Below are 14,481 nucleotides of genomic sequence, written 5' to 3' on the forward strand. Positions count from 1 at the left end.
AGGAGAAGAACCCCATGGACGCCCAGACCGCCGTCGCCGTCTCGATGTACAAGAACGGCGAGAAGGTCCCCGTCATCACCGAGGCGACCGGCCTGACCGAGCACCAGATCGCCGCCGCTGTCACCGCCGCGCACATCCCCTTCGTCGCCGACCGGAACGCCGCCCCGGCCCCGCCGATCGACACGGCCGCCACGCTGATCGCCTGGGGCACCGACCACTCCAGCCCGCGCCTGCAGCGCCTGGCCGGGCAGGCCCGGGCCGCCCTCGCCGACCTCCAGCAGGCCCAGCGCCGCGAGCAGGCGGTCACGGCCGCCGAGGAGGAGGTGCGCGCTGCCGAGCAGCAGCTCGCCGCTGCCCGGCAGGCCCTGCGCGACGCCAAGGGCCCCGGCCCGAAGCCGACCGCCGACGAGGAGGCGAGCCCGATCGGCCGGCCGGACCGCGACGAGACCGCCCGGATCCGGGCCTGGGCCCGCGACAACGGCCACCAGGTCGCCCCCGTCGGCCTCGTCCCGCGCGCCGTCGTTGACGCCTACCGCGCCACCCAGCCCGCCGCCGCCTGACCCCCTCCCGCTCCTCACCGAAGGACTGCCCCATGTACATCGGACACATCTGCGGCTGCGGCCACCCCGACGTCCAGCACCAGGCCGACGCCCCGAAGAGCAAGTGCCAGGCCATCGGCGGCCTCTCCTGCGGCAAGGGCTGCCGCAAGTCCACGAAGGCGGTGCTCCGCCCGACCTTCACCGTGCACCGCCCGGTCGAGACGATCACCCCGCCCGGCGAGCGGGTCAGCGGCAACAACGGCTGGAAGACCTGCGACTGCGACAACTGCCGGGCCCTGTACGCCGAGCTGACCGGCGCGTAGACCGCTGGCGCCGGCGGATGACCGCCCGGCCGCCGGCGCCAGCACCACCCCCGACCCCGACCCCAAAGGACCAGCACGTGGGAATCCGCCTGATCGTCGAGGTGCTGCGACACGCGCCGGAGACGCTGACGCACCGGGAGAAGCTCCTCCTGGTCGTCCTGGCGGAGGACGCGAACGACGACACCCGGCTCACGTGGTCGAGCGTCGAGGACCCCAAGATCCTCGCTGGAGCGAAGGTCAACCGGGCTCAGCTCTACGACGTGATCAAGAAGTTGATCGCCAAGAGCGCGCTGGCCAAGGCCACCGCCGGGCAGCGCCACGCCACCGCGAAGTACAAGATCCTCAACCTCGTTCAGGGTCAGGAAATCCCAGACCCTGAACCCGGACTTCAGAGTCAGGAAATCCCTGACACAGAGCAGCCTCAGTGTCCGCAAATCCCTGACACAGAGGAGGAGTTCAGTGTCAGCGATTCCCTGACCTTGTCCGACTCTCAGTGTCAGGAAATCCCGGATCTCAGTGTCAGGGAATCCCAGACCCCTACTCCTCAACTCCTCGAGAGAGAGAACTCTCCCTCCCCCCGTGCTTCAGCACCGCCGCAGTCGGACCTGTTCGACGCGTTCTGGGCGGCCTACCCGAAGAAGGTCGGCAAGGGCACCGCCCGGACTGCGTGGGCGAAGGCCCTGAAGCGCGGAGCCGACCCGGCCGCCATCGTCGCCGCCGTCCCCCGGCACGCGGCCCACTGGCGGGCCATCAACACCGCCCCGAAGTACGTCCCGCACCCGACGACCTGGCTCAACGGCGAGCGCTACGACGACGAGCTCACCGACCAGGGACCTGTCGCACTCCAGCAGAGCCAGCAGCAGACCTACGCAGACCGAGGAATCTACTGATGACCACCACCGCCCCGCCGTTCGACCTCGACGGCCTGGACGACCCGCTCGCCCGCACCGAGCCCCACGACCTGACCGCCGAGCAGGCCCTCGTCGGCTCCGTCGCCCTCGCCCGCGACCCCCGCCGACTCCTCCGCGACCTCAACCTCGCCGCCGCCGACTTCTACCGTCCCGCCCACGCCACCATCTGGACCGCCTACAGCACGCTCCTCGACGCCGCCCAGCCCATCGACCCCATCACCGTCGCCAACCGCCTCCAGGCCCAAGGAGACCTCCACCGCGTCGGCGGCCCCGGCTACCTCCACACCTGCATCCAGGCCGCCGAACGCGGCGCGAACCCCGAGTGGCTCGCCGCCCACCTCCGCGCCCTCGCCCTGCGCCGCGAACTCATCCAGGCCGGCCGCGACATCACCGGCGCCGCCTTCGACCCCACCGGCGGAGACGAAGCCGCCGCCGAGCTCGCCGAACACGCCGTCGCCCGACTCCGCACCGTCCGCGACGCCGGCCGCGCCGTCGAAGACCAGCCCGTCGAAGACGTCCACGACCACATCGCCCACCCCGACGAGGGCTACGACTGGGTCCTGCCCGGCCTCCTCGAGCACACCGACCGGGTGGTGTGGACGGCGGGCGAAGGCGGCGGCAAGAGCGTCCTTCAGCGGCAGCTCGCCGTCACCGCGGCCGCCGGCATCCTCCCCTTCGGCCACGAGGCCAACGCCCTCGGCCCGCGCAAGGTGCTGGTGTTGGACTGCGAGAACTCCGCCCGCCAGTCCCGCCGCCACTACCGCGCCCTCCTGAACACCGCCGAGCGCATGCGCACCCCGGTCCGCCGCGGCCAGCTCCACATCGACCTCCGCCCCGAAGGCGTCGACCTCACCCGCCCCGACGGCCGCGCCTGGCTGATGCGCCGCGTCGAAGCGACCATGCCGGACCTGCTGATCGTCGGCCCGATCTACCGGCTGCACGCCGGCGACCCCAACTCGGAAGAACTCGCGCGCAAGGTGACCGTGGTCCTGGACGAGGCCCGGGCCACCGCTGGGTGCGCGCTCTCCCTCGAGGCGCACTCCCCGCAGGGCGGCGCCATGGGACCGCGCGCCCTCCGCCCCGTCGGCTCCAGCCTCTGGCTCCGCTGGCCCGAGTTCGGCTACGGCCTCCGCCCGGTCGAAGACGAACGCACCGCCCAGGACGACCGCGGCCGCCGCATCATCCCCTGGCGCGGCGCCCGCGACGAACGCCAGTGGCCGGCCTTCATCTGCCAGGGCGCCGAAGGCGGCTGGCCCTGGCGCTCCTACAAGCCCGTCGACGCCGACCCGTACACCGGTTACAGCCCCACCGGAGCACTCTCGTGACCCGCCTCACCGCCGACCCCCGCGTCGGCCCGCACACCAGCGACGACGGCCAGCTCTCGATCTGGGTCCGCCGCATCGGCACCAGCTACTTCACCTTCTGGGCCTGGCCCGACCAGCTCGCCGTCTACCGCATCCCCGAGGGCGACAGCCCCCAGCTCATCCACACCTACCGCAAGGAGACCCCCTGATGCCCCTGCCCACCATGACCGGCGTCGGCCGCGTCGTCGCCGACCCCGAGCTCCGCTTCACCCCCTCGGGCGCCGCCGTCGCCCGCGTCCGCCTCGTCTTCCAGAACCGCCGGAAGAACGACCAGACCGGCCAGTGGGAGGACGGCGACACCCTCTGGATCGACGGCACCGCCTGGCAGCAGCTCGCCGAACACGTCGCCGAGACCCTGACCCAGGGCATGGAGGTCCTCGTGTCGGGTGAGCCCCGCACCGAGACCTGGGAGAAGGACGGCCAGAAGCACAGCCGGGTGTCGCTGACGATCCGCTCCATCGGCCCGTCCCTGGCCTACGCCACCGCGAAGGTCCAGAAGGCCCAGCGAGACAGCCAGCAGGGCGGCACCGGCCAGCAGCGCCAGCAGCAGCCCCAGAGGCCCCAGCAGGCCCGCCAGCAGCCCCACAACGACCCCTGGGACACGGGCGCCCCCAGCACCACCGAACCCCCGTTCTAGCCCCCTCCCGCCGGTCCGCCGCCAACCCACCCCGGCGGCGGACCGGTCCGGACCGGTCCGCGCGCCCCCGACCACACCCCACCCACGGAGACCGACATGGCCCACACCGACGACGACCACAACCCCGACACCTGCATAGGCATCTGCTGCGGCACCTGCGGCGCCTGTGGCCAGCAGTTCGACCCCACCGACACCCGCTACGACGGCCACGCCCGGCACCACCTCAGCGACTACTGCCGCTCCTGCGTCGACCGGTGCCACGAGACCGAGATCGCCGACCACCGCTGCCCCGTCTGCGCCTGAGAGGAACCCGATGCACGCCCCCGCCGCCCGCACCACCATCACCGCCGACTACCTCGGCTGGCTCCTCGTCCAGCCCGGCCCGACCATCCTCTCCACTGCCCTCTCCACCCTCATGGCCACCGCCACCGGGCAGGCCCCGCGGTGCGTACCAGCCGCCAACGACGGCACCTGGCACCACACCATCCCCGCCGACGACCTGCCCGTCCTGCGGGCCTGGCTCGACCGACTCGTCGACGGCGAGCTGGTCCGGATCGGCACCGCGGTGCTCGCGGACGGCACCGGCACTCTGCTGACCCTGCGCTCCGGGGCCGCGTGCCTCCGCCTCCACCACTGCCCCGCCGACAACCAGCCCGTCGCGGCCTGACGCCCTGCCTGACGCCCGTCAACGGCCGCCCGTCACCCCGGGCGGCCCCACGCCGAAGGAGACCACCGTTGTCCTACCCCGCCCTGTTCAACACCCCCGGCGTCCGCGCGTTCGCCGAGGCCATCGACGCCGAGCGCGCCCGCCAGATCGCCCGCTGGGGCGACCAGCGCTACCTCGACCTGCACGGCGACGCTGCCCTCCAGTGCGACCAGCGCGACCACTTCCAGCAGAGCGCCGACTACTACCGCAGCCTCAACGAGCGCGGCGCCGAACCGGACTGGTCGACGGTCCTGCTGGAGGAGGCGTACGAGGCGGTCGCCGAGGCCGACCCCGCCAAGATCCGCGCTGAGCTGATCCAGGTCGCCGCCGTCTGCGCGGCCTGGATCCATGACATCGACCGCCGCTGACCCGCCCCGTCTGCCGCCCCCGTCCGGGCGGCAGACCCCCACCTCCTAACCACCTCCTGACCGAGGAGCACCCGATGCCTGACCAGCCCACCGCCCAGCACCTCTGGGAGTTCGACCACCCGTACTACGGCGCCGAGGGCTACCCCAACGAGTGCGAGGACTGGGACGAGTTCGCCACCGAGATCGCCCCCCACCTCAACGCCGACCTCAACCACCTCTACCGCTGGGACTGGCACAAGCCCGGCCACCACGAGTGGGACGGCCGGGAGACCTTGGAGCTGTTCTTCATCATGCCGCGCAAGAGCAGCTGCATGTCGTACAGCATCCCGGTCACCGAGGCGGACGAACCAGCCGTCCGCAAGTGGCTGAGCGGCATGGTCCGCCACTTGGCCGCGCTCTGGGAGCCCATCGACCTGGCCCGCGCGGTGCTCGGCCAAGACGCCCCCGAGTCCGCCGGGTGACCCTCGCCCTGCTCGGCGCTACCGGCCTGTGGCTGGCGGGCAGCGCCCTCACCCTCACCGGCCTGTGCCACGGCACCCACCGCAAACCCCGCCCCGGAGACACACCGTGACCAACGAGCCCGCCGAGTTCCTCGCCATCCACCACGACCCGCACCGCAAGATCGACATCATCTACCTGCCCGAGGTGCCCTACTACGACATCCAGGCAGGTGCTGTCGAGATCGGCCTCGACCGCGAGTGGGTCACCGCGCTGCGTGACTTCCTCACCGAGTGGCTCCTCGAAGACGCTCCCGAGGAGCCGCAGCCGTGAAGATGCCGCCCCTCACTACCGAGCAGCTCGACCGCCTCCTCGGCACCGCCGACCGCCGCCGCCTCACCCCCGACGAGGCCGCCGCCCTCCGCGCCGGCGTCCGCCAGCTCCGCGCCCAGCTCGCCGGCGCCGGGGCCGCGGTCCGCCGGGCACCGTCCGGCGCGTACGTCGTCCAGCTCCAGCAGCAGGCCGCCCGCGCCAGCCGGTACCGGGCGGCGTGGCAGTCCGCCCGCCGCCGGGCCGCCCGGCAGGACACCACCGTCGACCCGTACCACGCCGACCACATCGCCGAGCTGACCCGCGCCGTACAGGCCGCGTCGGACGCCGAGCCGCCCGAGGTGCGGGCCGAGATGGAGGCCAGACAGCGCGCGAGCCAGCAGCGCATCCGCGAGCGCACCACCCGCTACGAGGCCCGGCCGTGACCTGCCCCGACAGCCGCTGACGCCCGTCACCACCCTGCTGACGCCCACCTTCCCACGCCGCACCAGCCAGGAGAACCACCGTGACCACCCACACCGACCTGCTCCACATCGCCACTCAGTGGCTCGCCCTCCGCGAGCTCCTCGACGCCCGCACCCCCACCACCTGGCCTCCGACCATGGGCATCCGCCACACCCTCACCGACGAGCAGGACGAGCAGCAGCACTACGAGGCCGCCCTCGAGCGCGCCGAGCGCACCGCGACGGCCCCGGGCGAGCGCCCCGCCCCGCTCCGCGTCAGCGTCCTGGACACGATCACCGAGCTGGAGAGCGAGCTGCTCGCCCTGGCCGACGAGATCGCGGGCGCGGTGCAGCGGCCGGCCTTCACCACCCAGGTCCGGGGCGCGTCCCCGCTCGACGACGTCGCCCGCTCCCTCGCCCTGATGGGGCTGAAGGACCAGCAGGACGCGCGCCGCTGGCGGTTCAACATGGTCGGCCGGACCGGCGAGACCGCCGCACGCTGGCTCGCCGCCCGCATCGCCGGCGCCGACGGACCGTTCCGGCCGCTCTCCGACCAGCAGCGCGCCCGCATCGGCCTCACCGCCACCTCGGTCCGCCGCCGCCTCGACCAGGCCCTCGGCGACCGCCCGGCCGAAGACGCACAGCCCACCGGCCGGCAGTGCACCTGCGGCGCCGACTTCGAGGTGACCAGCAGCCAGGACGACTTCGTCATCTCCTGCCCGGGCTGCGGCTTGTCCTGGACCGGCACGGCGCTGCTCAACGGCCTCACCGGAGCGGCATGATGGACAGCATGGACATGAGCCTGGCCGACTTCCTGACAGCCCGCCTCGACGAAGATGAGCAGGTCGCCCGGGAGGCTGGCAACGTGGTTGACGTGGTGGACGACTGGGCCGAAGGACGAGGTGACCCACTCGGCGCCAAGGTCGGCCCCTTCCTCGACCGCTACACCCCCGCCCGGGCGCTGGCCGAGGTCGACGCCAAGCGGCGAGTCATGGCCGACACGGAGAGCTTCAGTCAGGACGGGCGACACGCAGTCCTCTTCCTGCTCGCCCTGTCCTATGCCGACCACCCCGACTACCGGCCCGAATGGGCTCCAGAAGTCTGAACGCCCGCCGGTGACGGGCACGTTGACGCCCGTCACCGGTAGGATGATCAGCACCAAGACAACGGGCCAGGCACGGGGATCGCAGCCCCGGCCCGGCCCTCACCACCGGAGAGTGACCTCCCATGGCTACCAGCCACCCTATCGCCGTACCCGACCGCAGCCGGGCCGTCCTCGGCCTCACCATCGGCGCGGCCATCACCACCATCGCTCTCACCGGCGTCGCCATGTGGCTCTCGTACGAGGCCCTGCACGACCTCGCCACCGACCACCAGCTCGGCGGCGCCCGCGCCTGGGCCTGGCCGGCCACACTCGACACCTTCGTGATCGTGGGCGAGCTGCTCGTCCTCCGGGCCTCACTCCTCCGCCGCCTCGACGTGCTCGCCATGCTCCTGGTCGCCGCCGGGTCCGCCGGATCCATCGTGCTGAACGTCGTCTCCGTCGGCGCCGAAGTGGACACGACCACGCAGGTCGTCGCCGCCGTCCCGCCCGTGGCCGCGCTGCTGGCCTACACCGCCTTGATGCGGCAGATCTACCGCGCGCTGACCACAGCCCGGCCGACCCCGCCTCGACCGCGCCCGGCCGTGCCGGTGCCCGCTGACGCCCCGCTGACGGCCGTCACCGCCCCGGTCCTGCCGCCCAAGCCGACCACCCCGCCCGTCCTGCCCCCGGTCTACTCCGACCCGCGGTGCACGGTGATCCGCCAGTGCTACGACATCGGGGTTCGACCCGGCACCGCCACGATGCGCGCGGCCCTCGCCGCCGCCGGCTACACCGTCTCCGACGGACTGATCCGGGGAACGCTCCGGGTTGAGGTCGAGCAGCACGAGCCTCATCTGCGGGACCTGCCCGCCGAGCAGCAGCTCCGCGCCGCTTGACGCCACGGCGGCCAGTGATCCACACTGGCCCCAAGTCCGGCGTGCCCGGACACAGACAGACTCCACCGAAGGCCCCGCAGCCGAGCAGCAGCGGGGCCTTCGGCGTTCCCAAGACCCGGCCCGCCAGTCCGCTCCGCTGGCGGGCCGCCCTATTCGCCTACGGCACCAGCGGGCCCTGGCCCACACCGTGCGGGCTCGGCTCCTCCTCAGCAGCGGCCACCGGCTCCAGCTTCGGCCGGGCTACCAGCCCGCCGAACAGGACCGCCGACCCGCCGATCAGCATCAGCCACGCCATCGGCTGCCGCTCCGAGATCGTCAGCGCACACGACGCCGGCACATCCTGCGCATAGCTCGATGTCGCCGGCGACCACGGCGACCCGCAGTCCTCGCCCGCCGGGTACATGCCGAGCGCCAGCCCCCCGGCCGCCAGGATCAGCCCCGCGGTCGTCAGGCCCTGCGTCACCTGAGATGCCATCACTACCCCCTCTGGTTCGAGGGCGCCCAGCGTAGAGGCAGGTGATCACCATGGCCAGACGTGCAGCACGCACCGTATGTACCGTGCCCGGCTGCCCGACGATCACCGACTCCGGCCGCTGCCCCGCACACCGCGCCAAAGCAGAGCGAGCTCGCGGCACCACCACCCAGCGCGGCTACGGCCAGCAGCACCGCCGCCGCTTCCGACCCGGCGTCCTTGCCCGCGACCCCCAGTGCGTCTGCGCCGAGCCGGACCACGGACACGGCCAGCCCTGCGGCCAACCCAGCAGGCACGCCGACCACCACCCCCTATCCCGCCGCGAGCTCGTCGGCCGCGGCCTGGACCCCGACGACCCGGCACGCGGCCGCGGCCTGTGCCACAGCTGCCACAGCCGAGAGACCGGCCGGCACCAGCCAGGAGGATGGAACGCATGACCAGCCGCGTGCTCACCACCATCACGCCCAAGCAGGTCGACGAGCACCGCGAGCTGCTGTGCCGCTGGCTCAAGGCCAACAGCATCGACCCGAAGGCCGTCTCCTCCGACCTGCCGCTCACCATCGAGCAGACCGGCGACCGCATCGTCATCTGCTACCACGAGTTCCAGCTCAGCCAGGACGGCCACAAGCTGATCGACCCGGACAACCGCACCCAGGCCTGGACCGTCCGCCGCGCCGTCGACCAGTTGGTCCCGCTGCCCGGGGTCTTCGTCGACCAGGTCGACGTGACCACGCTCGGCGGCGTCGGCGCCAGCTACATCACCGTCTACCGACTGCCCGGCGGCGGCACGATGATCGCCGAGGAGCACACGCTCACCGACGAGCAGATGCGTGCCCTCCTGCCCGCCACGGGCGGCACCGCCCGGGCTGGCCTGCTGCTCGACCCGCCGGCGGAAGCTGCAGACCGATGACCGACCTCCTCACCGCACCCCAGCTGCAGGCCCTCGCCTCCGCCCTCGCCACGCTGGAGGAGGTGGCCGATCGGACCGGCGTCACCGTCTGCGGCTACGACGACCAGCAGGTCACCGTCGGCGACGTGGTCGTGCGGCTGCGCTGGGACCCGGCCGCCGAGGCTGGCTCCCGGTACGCCATCGACCTGCGGGAGCGGTGACCCGGGGCCTCCCGCGGCTACGGACAGCGAGCCCAGGCAGGTCAGCGCTCACCCTCAGTGGCAGCCAGGCCAGGCAGCGAGCGCTCGCTGCCACCACAGCAGTACCAGCAGCCACCCAGGGTGAGCGCGCGGCCACCATCGAGCACAGTGCGTGACTAATCACCCGAGGTGACCGGCTACGCAAGGTCACCGACCCCAGGGGGGTGACCCCCTCCCGCCAGGCCAGCGGGACCCGCGGGGGAGGTATCTCGCGGCGTGTACGGGTCTGGGAGTTCCCGGCGGCCCCGATCGGTGACCCACAGCGACGACGGCGAGGAGGCGATCTGCCATGGCTGGAGTCGGCCCCACGCCGAACCCGAACCGCCGGCGCCGCAACGCGGGGCCCGAGGGCACGGTGCTGCCCGCCGAGGGCTTCACCGGCCCGGCGCCGGACCTGCCCGGTGGCCACGACTACGACACCCGGACCCTGGGGTGGTACGAGACTTGGCGGCACAGCCCGCAGGCCGCGACCTTCCTTGCAACGGACTGGCAGCGCCTGCACATGCTGGCCCAGCTGGTCGAGGCGTTCTGGGAGAAGCCGACGAAGGAGCTCCTCAGCGAAGTCCGGCTGAACGAGGCGGCCCTGGGCGGTACGGCGGCGGACCGTCTGCGGCTGCGCTGGTCGCTCGGCTCGGCCGAGGTTGGTGATGGGGCGACCCGGGCCTCCGAGCGGGCCGCGGCCCGGCAGGGCCGGGACGACCCGCGTCAGCGGCTCCGGGCGGTCGGTGAGGAATGAGGACGCCCGGGCCGCGCCGTTCCCTCGGCTACGCCCTCGCGGACTGGATCGAGTACTACCTGCCGCACGGCCCGGGCGACGTCCAGGGCCAGGAGATCGAGCTCGACTCGGAGATGCTGCGGTTCCTCGCCTGCGTCTACGGGATCGATGGGCAGGGGCGGCGCCGGTTCGACGAGGCGATGCTGTCCCGGGCGAAGGGGCGGGCCAAGTCCGAGGTCGCCGGGATGGTCGTGGTGGCCGAGGCGCTGGCCCCGGTTCGGTTCGACCACTGGGCCAAGGCCGGAGAGGTCTCGGACTGGGGCTACGAGTACGAGGTCGGTGAGCCGGTCGGCCGCCCGGTGACGTACCCGTTCATCCGGTGTCTGGCCACTGAGGAGACGCAGGCGGGGAACACCTACGCCAACGTCACCTACATGCTCAGCCACTCCGAGCGGATCGCCGAGGACTACCCCGGCATCGACATCGGCAACGACTGGCAGTCCAGCACCAGGGTGTTCCTGCCGGGCGGTGGGGAGATCCGGCCCTCGACGGCGTCCAGCGCCGCGAAGGACGGCGGCAAGGAGTCGTTCTCCGTCGCGGACGAGACGCACTTGTACGTGCTGCCCGAACTGCGGGACATGTACGAGACGGTCGAGCGCAACACGATGAAGCGCAAGGCGGCCGAGCCCTGGTTCCTGCAGACGTCCACGATGTACGCGATCGGCGAGGACTCGATCGCGGAGCGGACCCACCGCAACTACCTTGCGGGTAAGGCGCCGCGGTTGTACTTCGACCACAAGCAGGCCCCGGCCTCCCTGCTGGAGGACGAGGCCTACGACGACCCGGTCCAGCTGAAGGCCGGCCTGATCGCGGCGTACGGTCCGTTCGCCGCGCACATGGACCTCGACCGCATGGTGGTCCTGGCCCACAAGCCCACCCAGGACCGGGCGAAGTTCCGGCGGTACTTCCTCAACCTGCCCGTGTCCCTGTCGGAGACGTGGCTGTCCCGGCACCTGTGGGAGCGCTGCGCGCTGCCGCAGGACATCGAGCCGGGCGAGCTGATCACGGTCGGCTTCGACGGCAGCGACCACGACGACTGCACGGCGATCACCGCCTGCCGGGTCTCCGACGGCCACGTCTTCACCCCGCGGTTCCCGGACGGGCGGCCGATGGTGTGGACGAAGTGGGACGACGGCGACCCGGACGCCTGGAGGGTGCCGCGCGCCGAGGTGAAGGCCGGCATGACGCACGTCTTCGACACCTACAAGGTGGCGCGGGCGTACGGGGACCCGCCGGACTGGCGCGACGAGTGCGACGCCTGGGCAGCCGAGTTCGGCGAGGAGACCTTCCTCATCTTCGAGACCCGGGTCGGCACCCGCATGTGCCCGGCCCTGGACCGCCTCAAGACGGCGGTCCTGGCGGGCGAGCTCACCCACGACGGCCACCCGACGATGGCCGACCACATCGGCAACGCCAAGCCGGTCCGCCGCCCGGGCGGGCTGATCGCGATCGCCAAGCCCGCACCCGACCGCAAGATCGACAGCGCGGTGACCGCCGCGCTCGCCGTCGAGGCCCGCGCCGACCACCTGCGCCACGAAGCCTCCCACGGCGGCGGATCGTCCTCGTTCACCGGCTACTGACCCAAGGGGGTGCCCGTGCCCGTCACCGAGCAGGAAGCCCTGCGGATCACCCGGGTCCTGGAGGAGAAGCTCCTCCAACGGCAGGCCGGCATCACCATCGCGAACGAGTTCTATCGCGGCAAGAGCGAGCATCTCGCCTTCGCCTCGGACCGCTTCAGGGCGGCCTTCGGAGGCTTGTTCGCCGGCTTCTCCGACAACTGGTGCCAGGTGGTGTGCGACGCGCCCGCCGAGCGGATGACGCCGCTCGGCTTCCGGTTCGGCGACGGTGTCGACGGCGAGCCGGCGGCCGCCGACCGGGAGGCTCAGCGCATCTGGCAGACCAACAAGATGGACGCCTGGGCCCGCATCGCCCACACGGAGATGATGGTCAAGTCGAGGGCGTTCGTTCTGGTCTGGGCGGAGAACCCGGACGACAACGAGACCGAGCCCCAGATCACGGTCGAGGACGCCACCCAGTGCATCGTGGTGTACGAGCCGGGCAACCGGAGCCGGCGCAAGGCCGCGCTGAAGCTGTGGGACGGCGAAGACAGCTACAGCTACGCGACGCTGTACCTTCCGGACCAGATCTGGAAGTGGCGCCGCTCGGCGGCCGCCACCCGGCTCATCCTGCCCTCCAGCGCCGCCTTGGCCACCTGGTCGCCGCGCGCCGTCGGCAAGCTCGACCAGGCCGTCATCGACAACCCGCTCAACAGGGTGCCGATGCTGGAACTGGTCAACCGCCAGCGCCTGGTGGACCCGCCCTCGCCCGAGCACGAGCAGGTCATGCCGCTGCAGCGGGCCGTGAACAAGCTGGTCGTCGACATGTTGGTCGCAGCCGAGGCCGGCGCGTTCCCGGCCCGCTGGGGCACGGGCATCGACCTGCCGAAGGACCCGCGCACCGGCCAGGAGATCGACGACCCGGAGATGTGGCGCCTGTCGGTGTCCAAGATGCTGCGCGCGAGCTCGCCGGACGCGAAGTTCGGGAACTTTGCGGCCGCCGACCTGCGCAACTTCGTGACCGGCATCGAGATGCTCATCGAGCACGTGGGCGCGCTGTCCCGCACCCCGCCCAGCTACATGACCGGCAAGCTCGTCAACGTCAACGCCGAGACCCTCGCCGAGGGCGCGGCCGGCCTGGTCGCCAAGACCCGTGACAAGACGATGTTCACCGGCGAGACGTGGGAAGAGGCCATGCGGCTCGCCTTCCTCGTCAAGGGCGACGATAAGCGCGGCACCGACCCGCTGGCCGAGACGGTCTGGGGAAGCGTCGAGTACCGCACCGAGGCCCAGCACGTCGACGCGGTCCTGAAGAAGAAGTCGCTCGGGGTGCCGTGGCGTCAGCTCATGGAGGACCTCGGCTACACCCCGACCCAGATCGACCGCATGGAGGCGATGCTGGAGAAGGACGCCAACCGCGCGGCCCGCGCCCTGGCGTTCTCCGGTGTCGACGACCCCGGCCCTCTGGCGTCTGCGGGCGACCCGGCCGCCATGGGCGCGGCCTGATGCCCGCCCTGGCGGTCTCCGAGCAGCGGGCGGCCCGCCAGCGCGCCGTCACCGCGCGGGCGGTGGCCTCCGCCGACGCCCTGTGGGCCCGGGTCGACGGCCGTCTGATCCGCGCCTCCTGGCGGCAGGTGGCCGAGCAGATGCTCGCCGTCCTGATCGCCGCCCAGCAGGCCTCCGCCACGGGCGCCCAGGACTACGTGGCGGCCGCCGTCGCCGCGGCCGGGGCCCGGCCGGATCCGGTCGGCGAGCTGAACGTCGGCGCGTTCGCTGGGCTGGCCGCAGACGGGCGCGACCTGCGCTCGCTCCTGGAGCTGCCCTCAATCGGCGCGGTCACCGACGTCGCCGCCGGCCTTCCGTCCGACCTCGCCCTCCAGCGGGGCCGCTCCCAGCTCCTGCGCACGGTCACCTCGGAGGTCACCGACGCGGGCCGGGTCGCCTCCGGAGTCGGCATCATCGCCGACCGGCGGTGCACCGGCTACGTGCGGGTGGTGGGCGGGCGCGGGTGCGCGCGCTGCATCATCCTCGCCGGGCAGGTCTACGGCAGCGCGGCCGCCTTCGACCGGCACCCCAACTGCCAGTGCATCCACGAACCGACCACCCGCGGCCGGCGGAGCCCCATCGTCCAGCCGCGCGAGGTCTTCGACGGCCTCAGCAGGGCCGAGCAGGACCGCCGGTTCGGCAAGGACGGCGCCCGGGCGATCCGGGACGGCGCCCACCTGGACCAGGTCGTCAACGCGCGCCGCGAGGGCGCGCTCTACACGACCGCCGACGGCCGCAAAGCCACCCGCGAGGGCGCCAGCCGGCGCGGCTACTTCTACTCCCGCGACCGCGCCCGGGCGATCCGGCGCGGCCTCGTCCCGGCGTCCGGCCGGGGCTTCAAGGTCTCGGCCCGGCTGATGCCCGAGGAGATCTACCGCCTCGCGGCCACCCGCGAGGAGGCCCTCCAGATGCTCCGCCGGTACGCCTACCTGCAATGACCCAACG

22 protein-coding genes are annotated in these 14,481 nt (G+C 72.5%); 21 read left to right on the forward strand and 1 reads right to left on the reverse strand.

Features of this window, described 5'->3' with window-relative positions; genetic code table 11:
• Nucleotides 1–14: 14 nt before the first annotated feature.
• The 15 genes from ACFVVU_RS23545 (at nucleotide 15) to ACFVVU_RS23615 (ending at nucleotide 8,039) form a co-directional block, all read left to right on the forward strand.
• The gene (locus ACFVVU_RS23545) at nucleotides 15–560 is read left to right on the forward strand and encodes a histone-like nucleoid-structuring protein Lsr2 (protein ID WP_387792009.1); all 546 of its coding nucleotides are present in this window, start codon (nucleotides 15–17) and stop codon (nucleotides 558–560) included.
• A gap of 32 nt (nucleotides 561–592) precedes the next feature.
• The gene (locus tag ACFVVU_RS23550; protein WP_387792011.1) at nucleotides 593–862 is read left to right on the forward strand and encodes a hypothetical protein; all 270 of its coding nucleotides are present in this window, start codon (nucleotides 593–595) and stop codon (nucleotides 860–862) included.
• Between the two features lie 77 nt (nucleotides 863–939).
• Nucleotides 940–1,752: a hypothetical protein gene (locus ACFVVU_RS23555; RefSeq protein WP_387792013.1), complete on the forward strand. Its 813-nt coding sequence runs from the start codon at nucleotides 940–942 to the stop codon at nucleotides 1,750–1,752.
• The gene (locus tag ACFVVU_RS23560) at nucleotides 1,752–3,098 is read left to right on the forward strand and encodes an AAA family ATPase (protein ID WP_387792015.1); all 1,347 of its coding nucleotides are present in this window, start codon (nucleotides 1,752–1,754) and stop codon (nucleotides 3,096–3,098) included. Before ACFVVU_RS23555 ends, ACFVVU_RS23560 begins: the two co-directional genes overlap by 1 nt.
• Nucleotides 3,095–3,286 (forward strand): hypothetical protein, encoded by a 192-nt coding sequence (locus ACFVVU_RS23565; protein ID WP_387792017.1) that lies wholly within the window; start codon nucleotides 3,095–3,097, stop codon nucleotides 3,284–3,286. Before ACFVVU_RS23560 ends, ACFVVU_RS23565 begins: the two co-directional genes overlap by 4 nt.
• Nucleotides 3,286–3,774 carry a single-stranded DNA-binding protein gene (gene ssb, locus ACFVVU_RS23570; protein WP_387792019.1) on the forward strand — a complete coding sequence of 163 codons (489 nt, stop codon included), beginning with the start codon at nucleotides 3,286–3,288 and terminating at the stop codon, nucleotides 3,772–3,774. Before ACFVVU_RS23565 ends, ssb begins: the two co-directional genes overlap by 1 nt.
• A 96-nt stretch (nucleotides 3,775–3,870) precedes the next feature.
• Nucleotides 3,871–4,077, forward strand: a complete 207-nt coding sequence (locus ACFVVU_RS23575) for a hypothetical protein (RefSeq protein ID WP_387792021.1) — start codon at nucleotides 3,871–3,873, stop codon at nucleotides 4,075–4,077.
• Nucleotides 4,078–4,087: 10 nt separating this feature from the next.
• The gene (locus tag ACFVVU_RS23580) at nucleotides 4,088–4,441 is read left to right on the forward strand and encodes a hypothetical protein (protein ID WP_387792023.1); all 354 of its coding nucleotides are present in this window, start codon (nucleotides 4,088–4,090) and stop codon (nucleotides 4,439–4,441) included.
• A 68-nt stretch (nucleotides 4,442–4,509) separates the two neighbouring features.
• A complete protein-coding gene (locus ACFVVU_RS23585) occupies nucleotides 4,510–4,848 on the forward strand; it encodes a hypothetical protein (RefSeq protein ID WP_387792025.1) in 339 nt (112 codons plus the stop codon).
• A gap of 74 nt (nucleotides 4,849–4,922) precedes the next feature.
• Nucleotides 4,923–5,309, forward strand: coding sequence for a hypothetical protein (locus tag ACFVVU_RS23590; protein WP_387792027.1), 387 nt, complete (start codon nucleotides 4,923–4,925; stop codon nucleotides 5,307–5,309).
• A 106-nt stretch (nucleotides 5,310–5,415) separates the two neighbouring features.
• On the forward strand, nucleotides 5,416–5,619 hold the full coding sequence (locus tag ACFVVU_RS23595; protein WP_387792028.1) for a hypothetical protein: 204 nt from the start codon (nucleotides 5,416–5,418) through the stop codon (nucleotides 5,617–5,619).
• Nucleotides 5,616–6,041: a hypothetical protein gene (locus ACFVVU_RS23600; RefSeq protein ID WP_387792030.1), complete on the forward strand. Its 426-nt coding sequence runs from the start codon at nucleotides 5,616–5,618 to the stop codon at nucleotides 6,039–6,041. Before ACFVVU_RS23595 ends, ACFVVU_RS23600 begins: the two co-directional genes overlap by 4 nt.
• An 80-nt stretch (nucleotides 6,042–6,121) precedes the next feature.
• Nucleotides 6,122–6,841: a hypothetical protein gene (locus ACFVVU_RS23605; protein ID WP_387792032.1), complete on the forward strand. Its 720-nt coding sequence runs from the start codon at nucleotides 6,122–6,124 to the stop codon at nucleotides 6,839–6,841.
• Nucleotides 6,842–6,849: 8 nt separating this feature from the next.
• Nucleotides 6,850–7,164: a DUF6221 family protein gene (locus tag ACFVVU_RS23610; RefSeq protein ID WP_387792034.1), complete on the forward strand. Its 315-nt coding sequence runs from the start codon at nucleotides 6,850–6,852 to the stop codon at nucleotides 7,162–7,164.
• Nucleotides 7,165–7,286: 122 nt separating this feature from the next.
• Entirely contained in the window at nucleotides 7,287–8,039 is a 753-nt protein-coding gene (locus tag ACFVVU_RS23615) for a DUF2637 domain-containing protein (protein ID WP_387792035.1), read from the forward strand.
• Between the two features lie 157 nt (nucleotides 8,040–8,196).
• Here ACFVVU_RS23615 and ACFVVU_RS23620 read toward each other — a convergent pair whose 3' ends face one another.
• Entirely contained in the window at nucleotides 8,197–8,514 is a 318-nt protein-coding gene (locus tag ACFVVU_RS23620) for a hypothetical protein (RefSeq protein WP_387792036.1), read from the reverse strand.
• Nucleotides 8,515–8,944: 430 nt separating this feature from the next.
• On the opposite strand from ACFVVU_RS23620, the gene ACFVVU_RS23625 reads away from it, so the two are divergent.
• From ACFVVU_RS23625 to ACFVVU_RS23650, 6 genes are all read left to right on the forward strand, one after another.
• On the forward strand, nucleotides 8,945–9,421 hold the full coding sequence (locus ACFVVU_RS23625; RefSeq protein ID WP_387792037.1) for a hypothetical protein: 477 nt from the start codon (nucleotides 8,945–8,947) through the stop codon (nucleotides 9,419–9,421).
• Nucleotides 9,418–9,621 (forward strand): hypothetical protein, encoded by a 204-nt coding sequence (locus tag ACFVVU_RS23630; RefSeq protein WP_387792038.1) that lies wholly within the window; start codon nucleotides 9,418–9,420, stop codon nucleotides 9,619–9,621. The genes ACFVVU_RS23625 and ACFVVU_RS23630 overlap by 4 nt, the downstream gene beginning before the upstream one ends.
• A gap of 328 nt (nucleotides 9,622–9,949) precedes the next feature.
• Nucleotides 9,950–10,396, forward strand: a complete 447-nt coding sequence (locus ACFVVU_RS23635; RefSeq protein ID WP_387792040.1) for a hypothetical protein — start codon at nucleotides 9,950–9,952, stop codon at nucleotides 10,394–10,396.
• Entirely contained in the window at nucleotides 10,393–12,015 is a 1,623-nt protein-coding gene (locus ACFVVU_RS23640; RefSeq protein WP_387792042.1) for a terminase TerL endonuclease subunit, read from the forward strand. Before ACFVVU_RS23635 ends, ACFVVU_RS23640 begins: the two co-directional genes overlap by 4 nt.
• Before the next feature lie 15 nt (nucleotides 12,016–12,030).
• Nucleotides 12,031–13,497, forward strand: coding sequence for a phage portal protein (locus tag ACFVVU_RS23645; RefSeq protein WP_387792044.1), 1,467 nt, complete (start codon nucleotides 12,031–12,033; stop codon nucleotides 13,495–13,497).
• Nucleotides 13,497–14,474: a hypothetical protein gene (locus tag ACFVVU_RS23650; protein ID WP_387792046.1), complete on the forward strand. Its 978-nt coding sequence runs from the start codon at nucleotides 13,497–13,499 to the stop codon at nucleotides 14,472–14,474. The genes ACFVVU_RS23645 and ACFVVU_RS23650 overlap by 1 nt, the downstream gene beginning before the upstream one ends.
• Nucleotides 14,475–14,481 lie beyond the last annotated feature (7 nt).

The sequence above is a fragment of the Kitasatospora sp. NPDC057965 genome (genome assembly GCF_042887135.1).
Classification (GTDB): domain Bacteria; phylum Actinomycetota; class Actinomycetes; order Streptomycetales; family Streptomycetaceae; genus Kitasatospora.

What these genes read in the sequence shown, in the direction of transcription:
- ACFVVU_RS23650 (WP_387792046.1), top strand. Translation starts at nt 13,497, where the DNA reads ATGCCCGCCCTGGCGGTCTCCGAGCAGCGGGCGGCCCGCCAGCGCGCC.
- ACFVVU_RS23635 (WP_387792040.1), top strand. Translation starts at nt 9,950, where the DNA reads ATGGCTGGAGTCGGCCCCACGCCGAACCCGAACCGCCGGCGCCGCAAC.
- ACFVVU_RS23630 (WP_387792038.1), top strand. Translation starts at nt 9,418, where the DNA reads ATGACCGACCTCCTCACCGCACCCCAGCTGCAGGCCCTCGCCTCCGCC.
- ACFVVU_RS23590 (WP_387792027.1), top strand. Translation starts at nt 4,923, where the DNA reads ATGCCTGACCAGCCCACCGCCCAGCACCTCTGGGAGTTCGACCACCCG.
- ACFVVU_RS23560 (WP_387792015.1), top strand. Translation starts at nt 1,752, where the DNA reads ATGACCACCACCGCCCCGCCGTTCGACCTCGACGGCCTGGACGACCCG.
- ACFVVU_RS23610 (WP_387792034.1), top strand. Translation starts at nt 6,850, where the DNA reads ATGGACATGAGCCTGGCCGACTTCCTGACAGCCCGCCTCGACGAAGAT.
- ACFVVU_RS23550 (WP_387792011.1), top strand. Translation starts at nt 593, where the DNA reads ATGTACATCGGACACATCTGCGGCTGCGGCCACCCCGACGTCCAGCAC.
- ACFVVU_RS23545 (WP_387792009.1), top strand. Translation starts at nt 15, where the DNA reads ATGGACGCCCAGACCGCCGTCGCCGTCTCGATGTACAAGAACGGCGAG.
- ACFVVU_RS23640 (WP_387792042.1), top strand. Translation starts at nt 10,393, where the DNA reads ATGAGGACGCCCGGGCCGCGCCGTTCCCTCGGCTACGCCCTCGCGGAC.
- ssb (WP_387792019.1), top strand. Translation starts at nt 3,286, where the DNA reads ATGCCCCTGCCCACCATGACCGGCGTCGGCCGCGTCGTCGCCGACCCC.
- ACFVVU_RS23620 (WP_387792036.1), bottom strand. Translation starts at nt 8,514, where the DNA reads ATGGCATCTCAGGTGACGCAGGGCCTGACGACCGCGGGGCTGATCCTG.
- ACFVVU_RS23625 (WP_387792037.1), top strand. Translation starts at nt 8,945, where the DNA reads ATGACCAGCCGCGTGCTCACCACCATCACGCCCAAGCAGGTCGACGAG.
- ACFVVU_RS23575 (WP_387792021.1), top strand. Translation starts at nt 3,871, where the DNA reads ATGGCCCACACCGACGACGACCACAACCCCGACACCTGCATAGGCATC.
- ACFVVU_RS23615 (WP_387792035.1), top strand. Translation starts at nt 7,287, where the DNA reads ATGGCTACCAGCCACCCTATCGCCGTACCCGACCGCAGCCGGGCCGTC.
- ACFVVU_RS23580 (WP_387792023.1), top strand. Translation starts at nt 4,088, where the DNA reads ATGCACGCCCCCGCCGCCCGCACCACCATCACCGCCGACTACCTCGGC.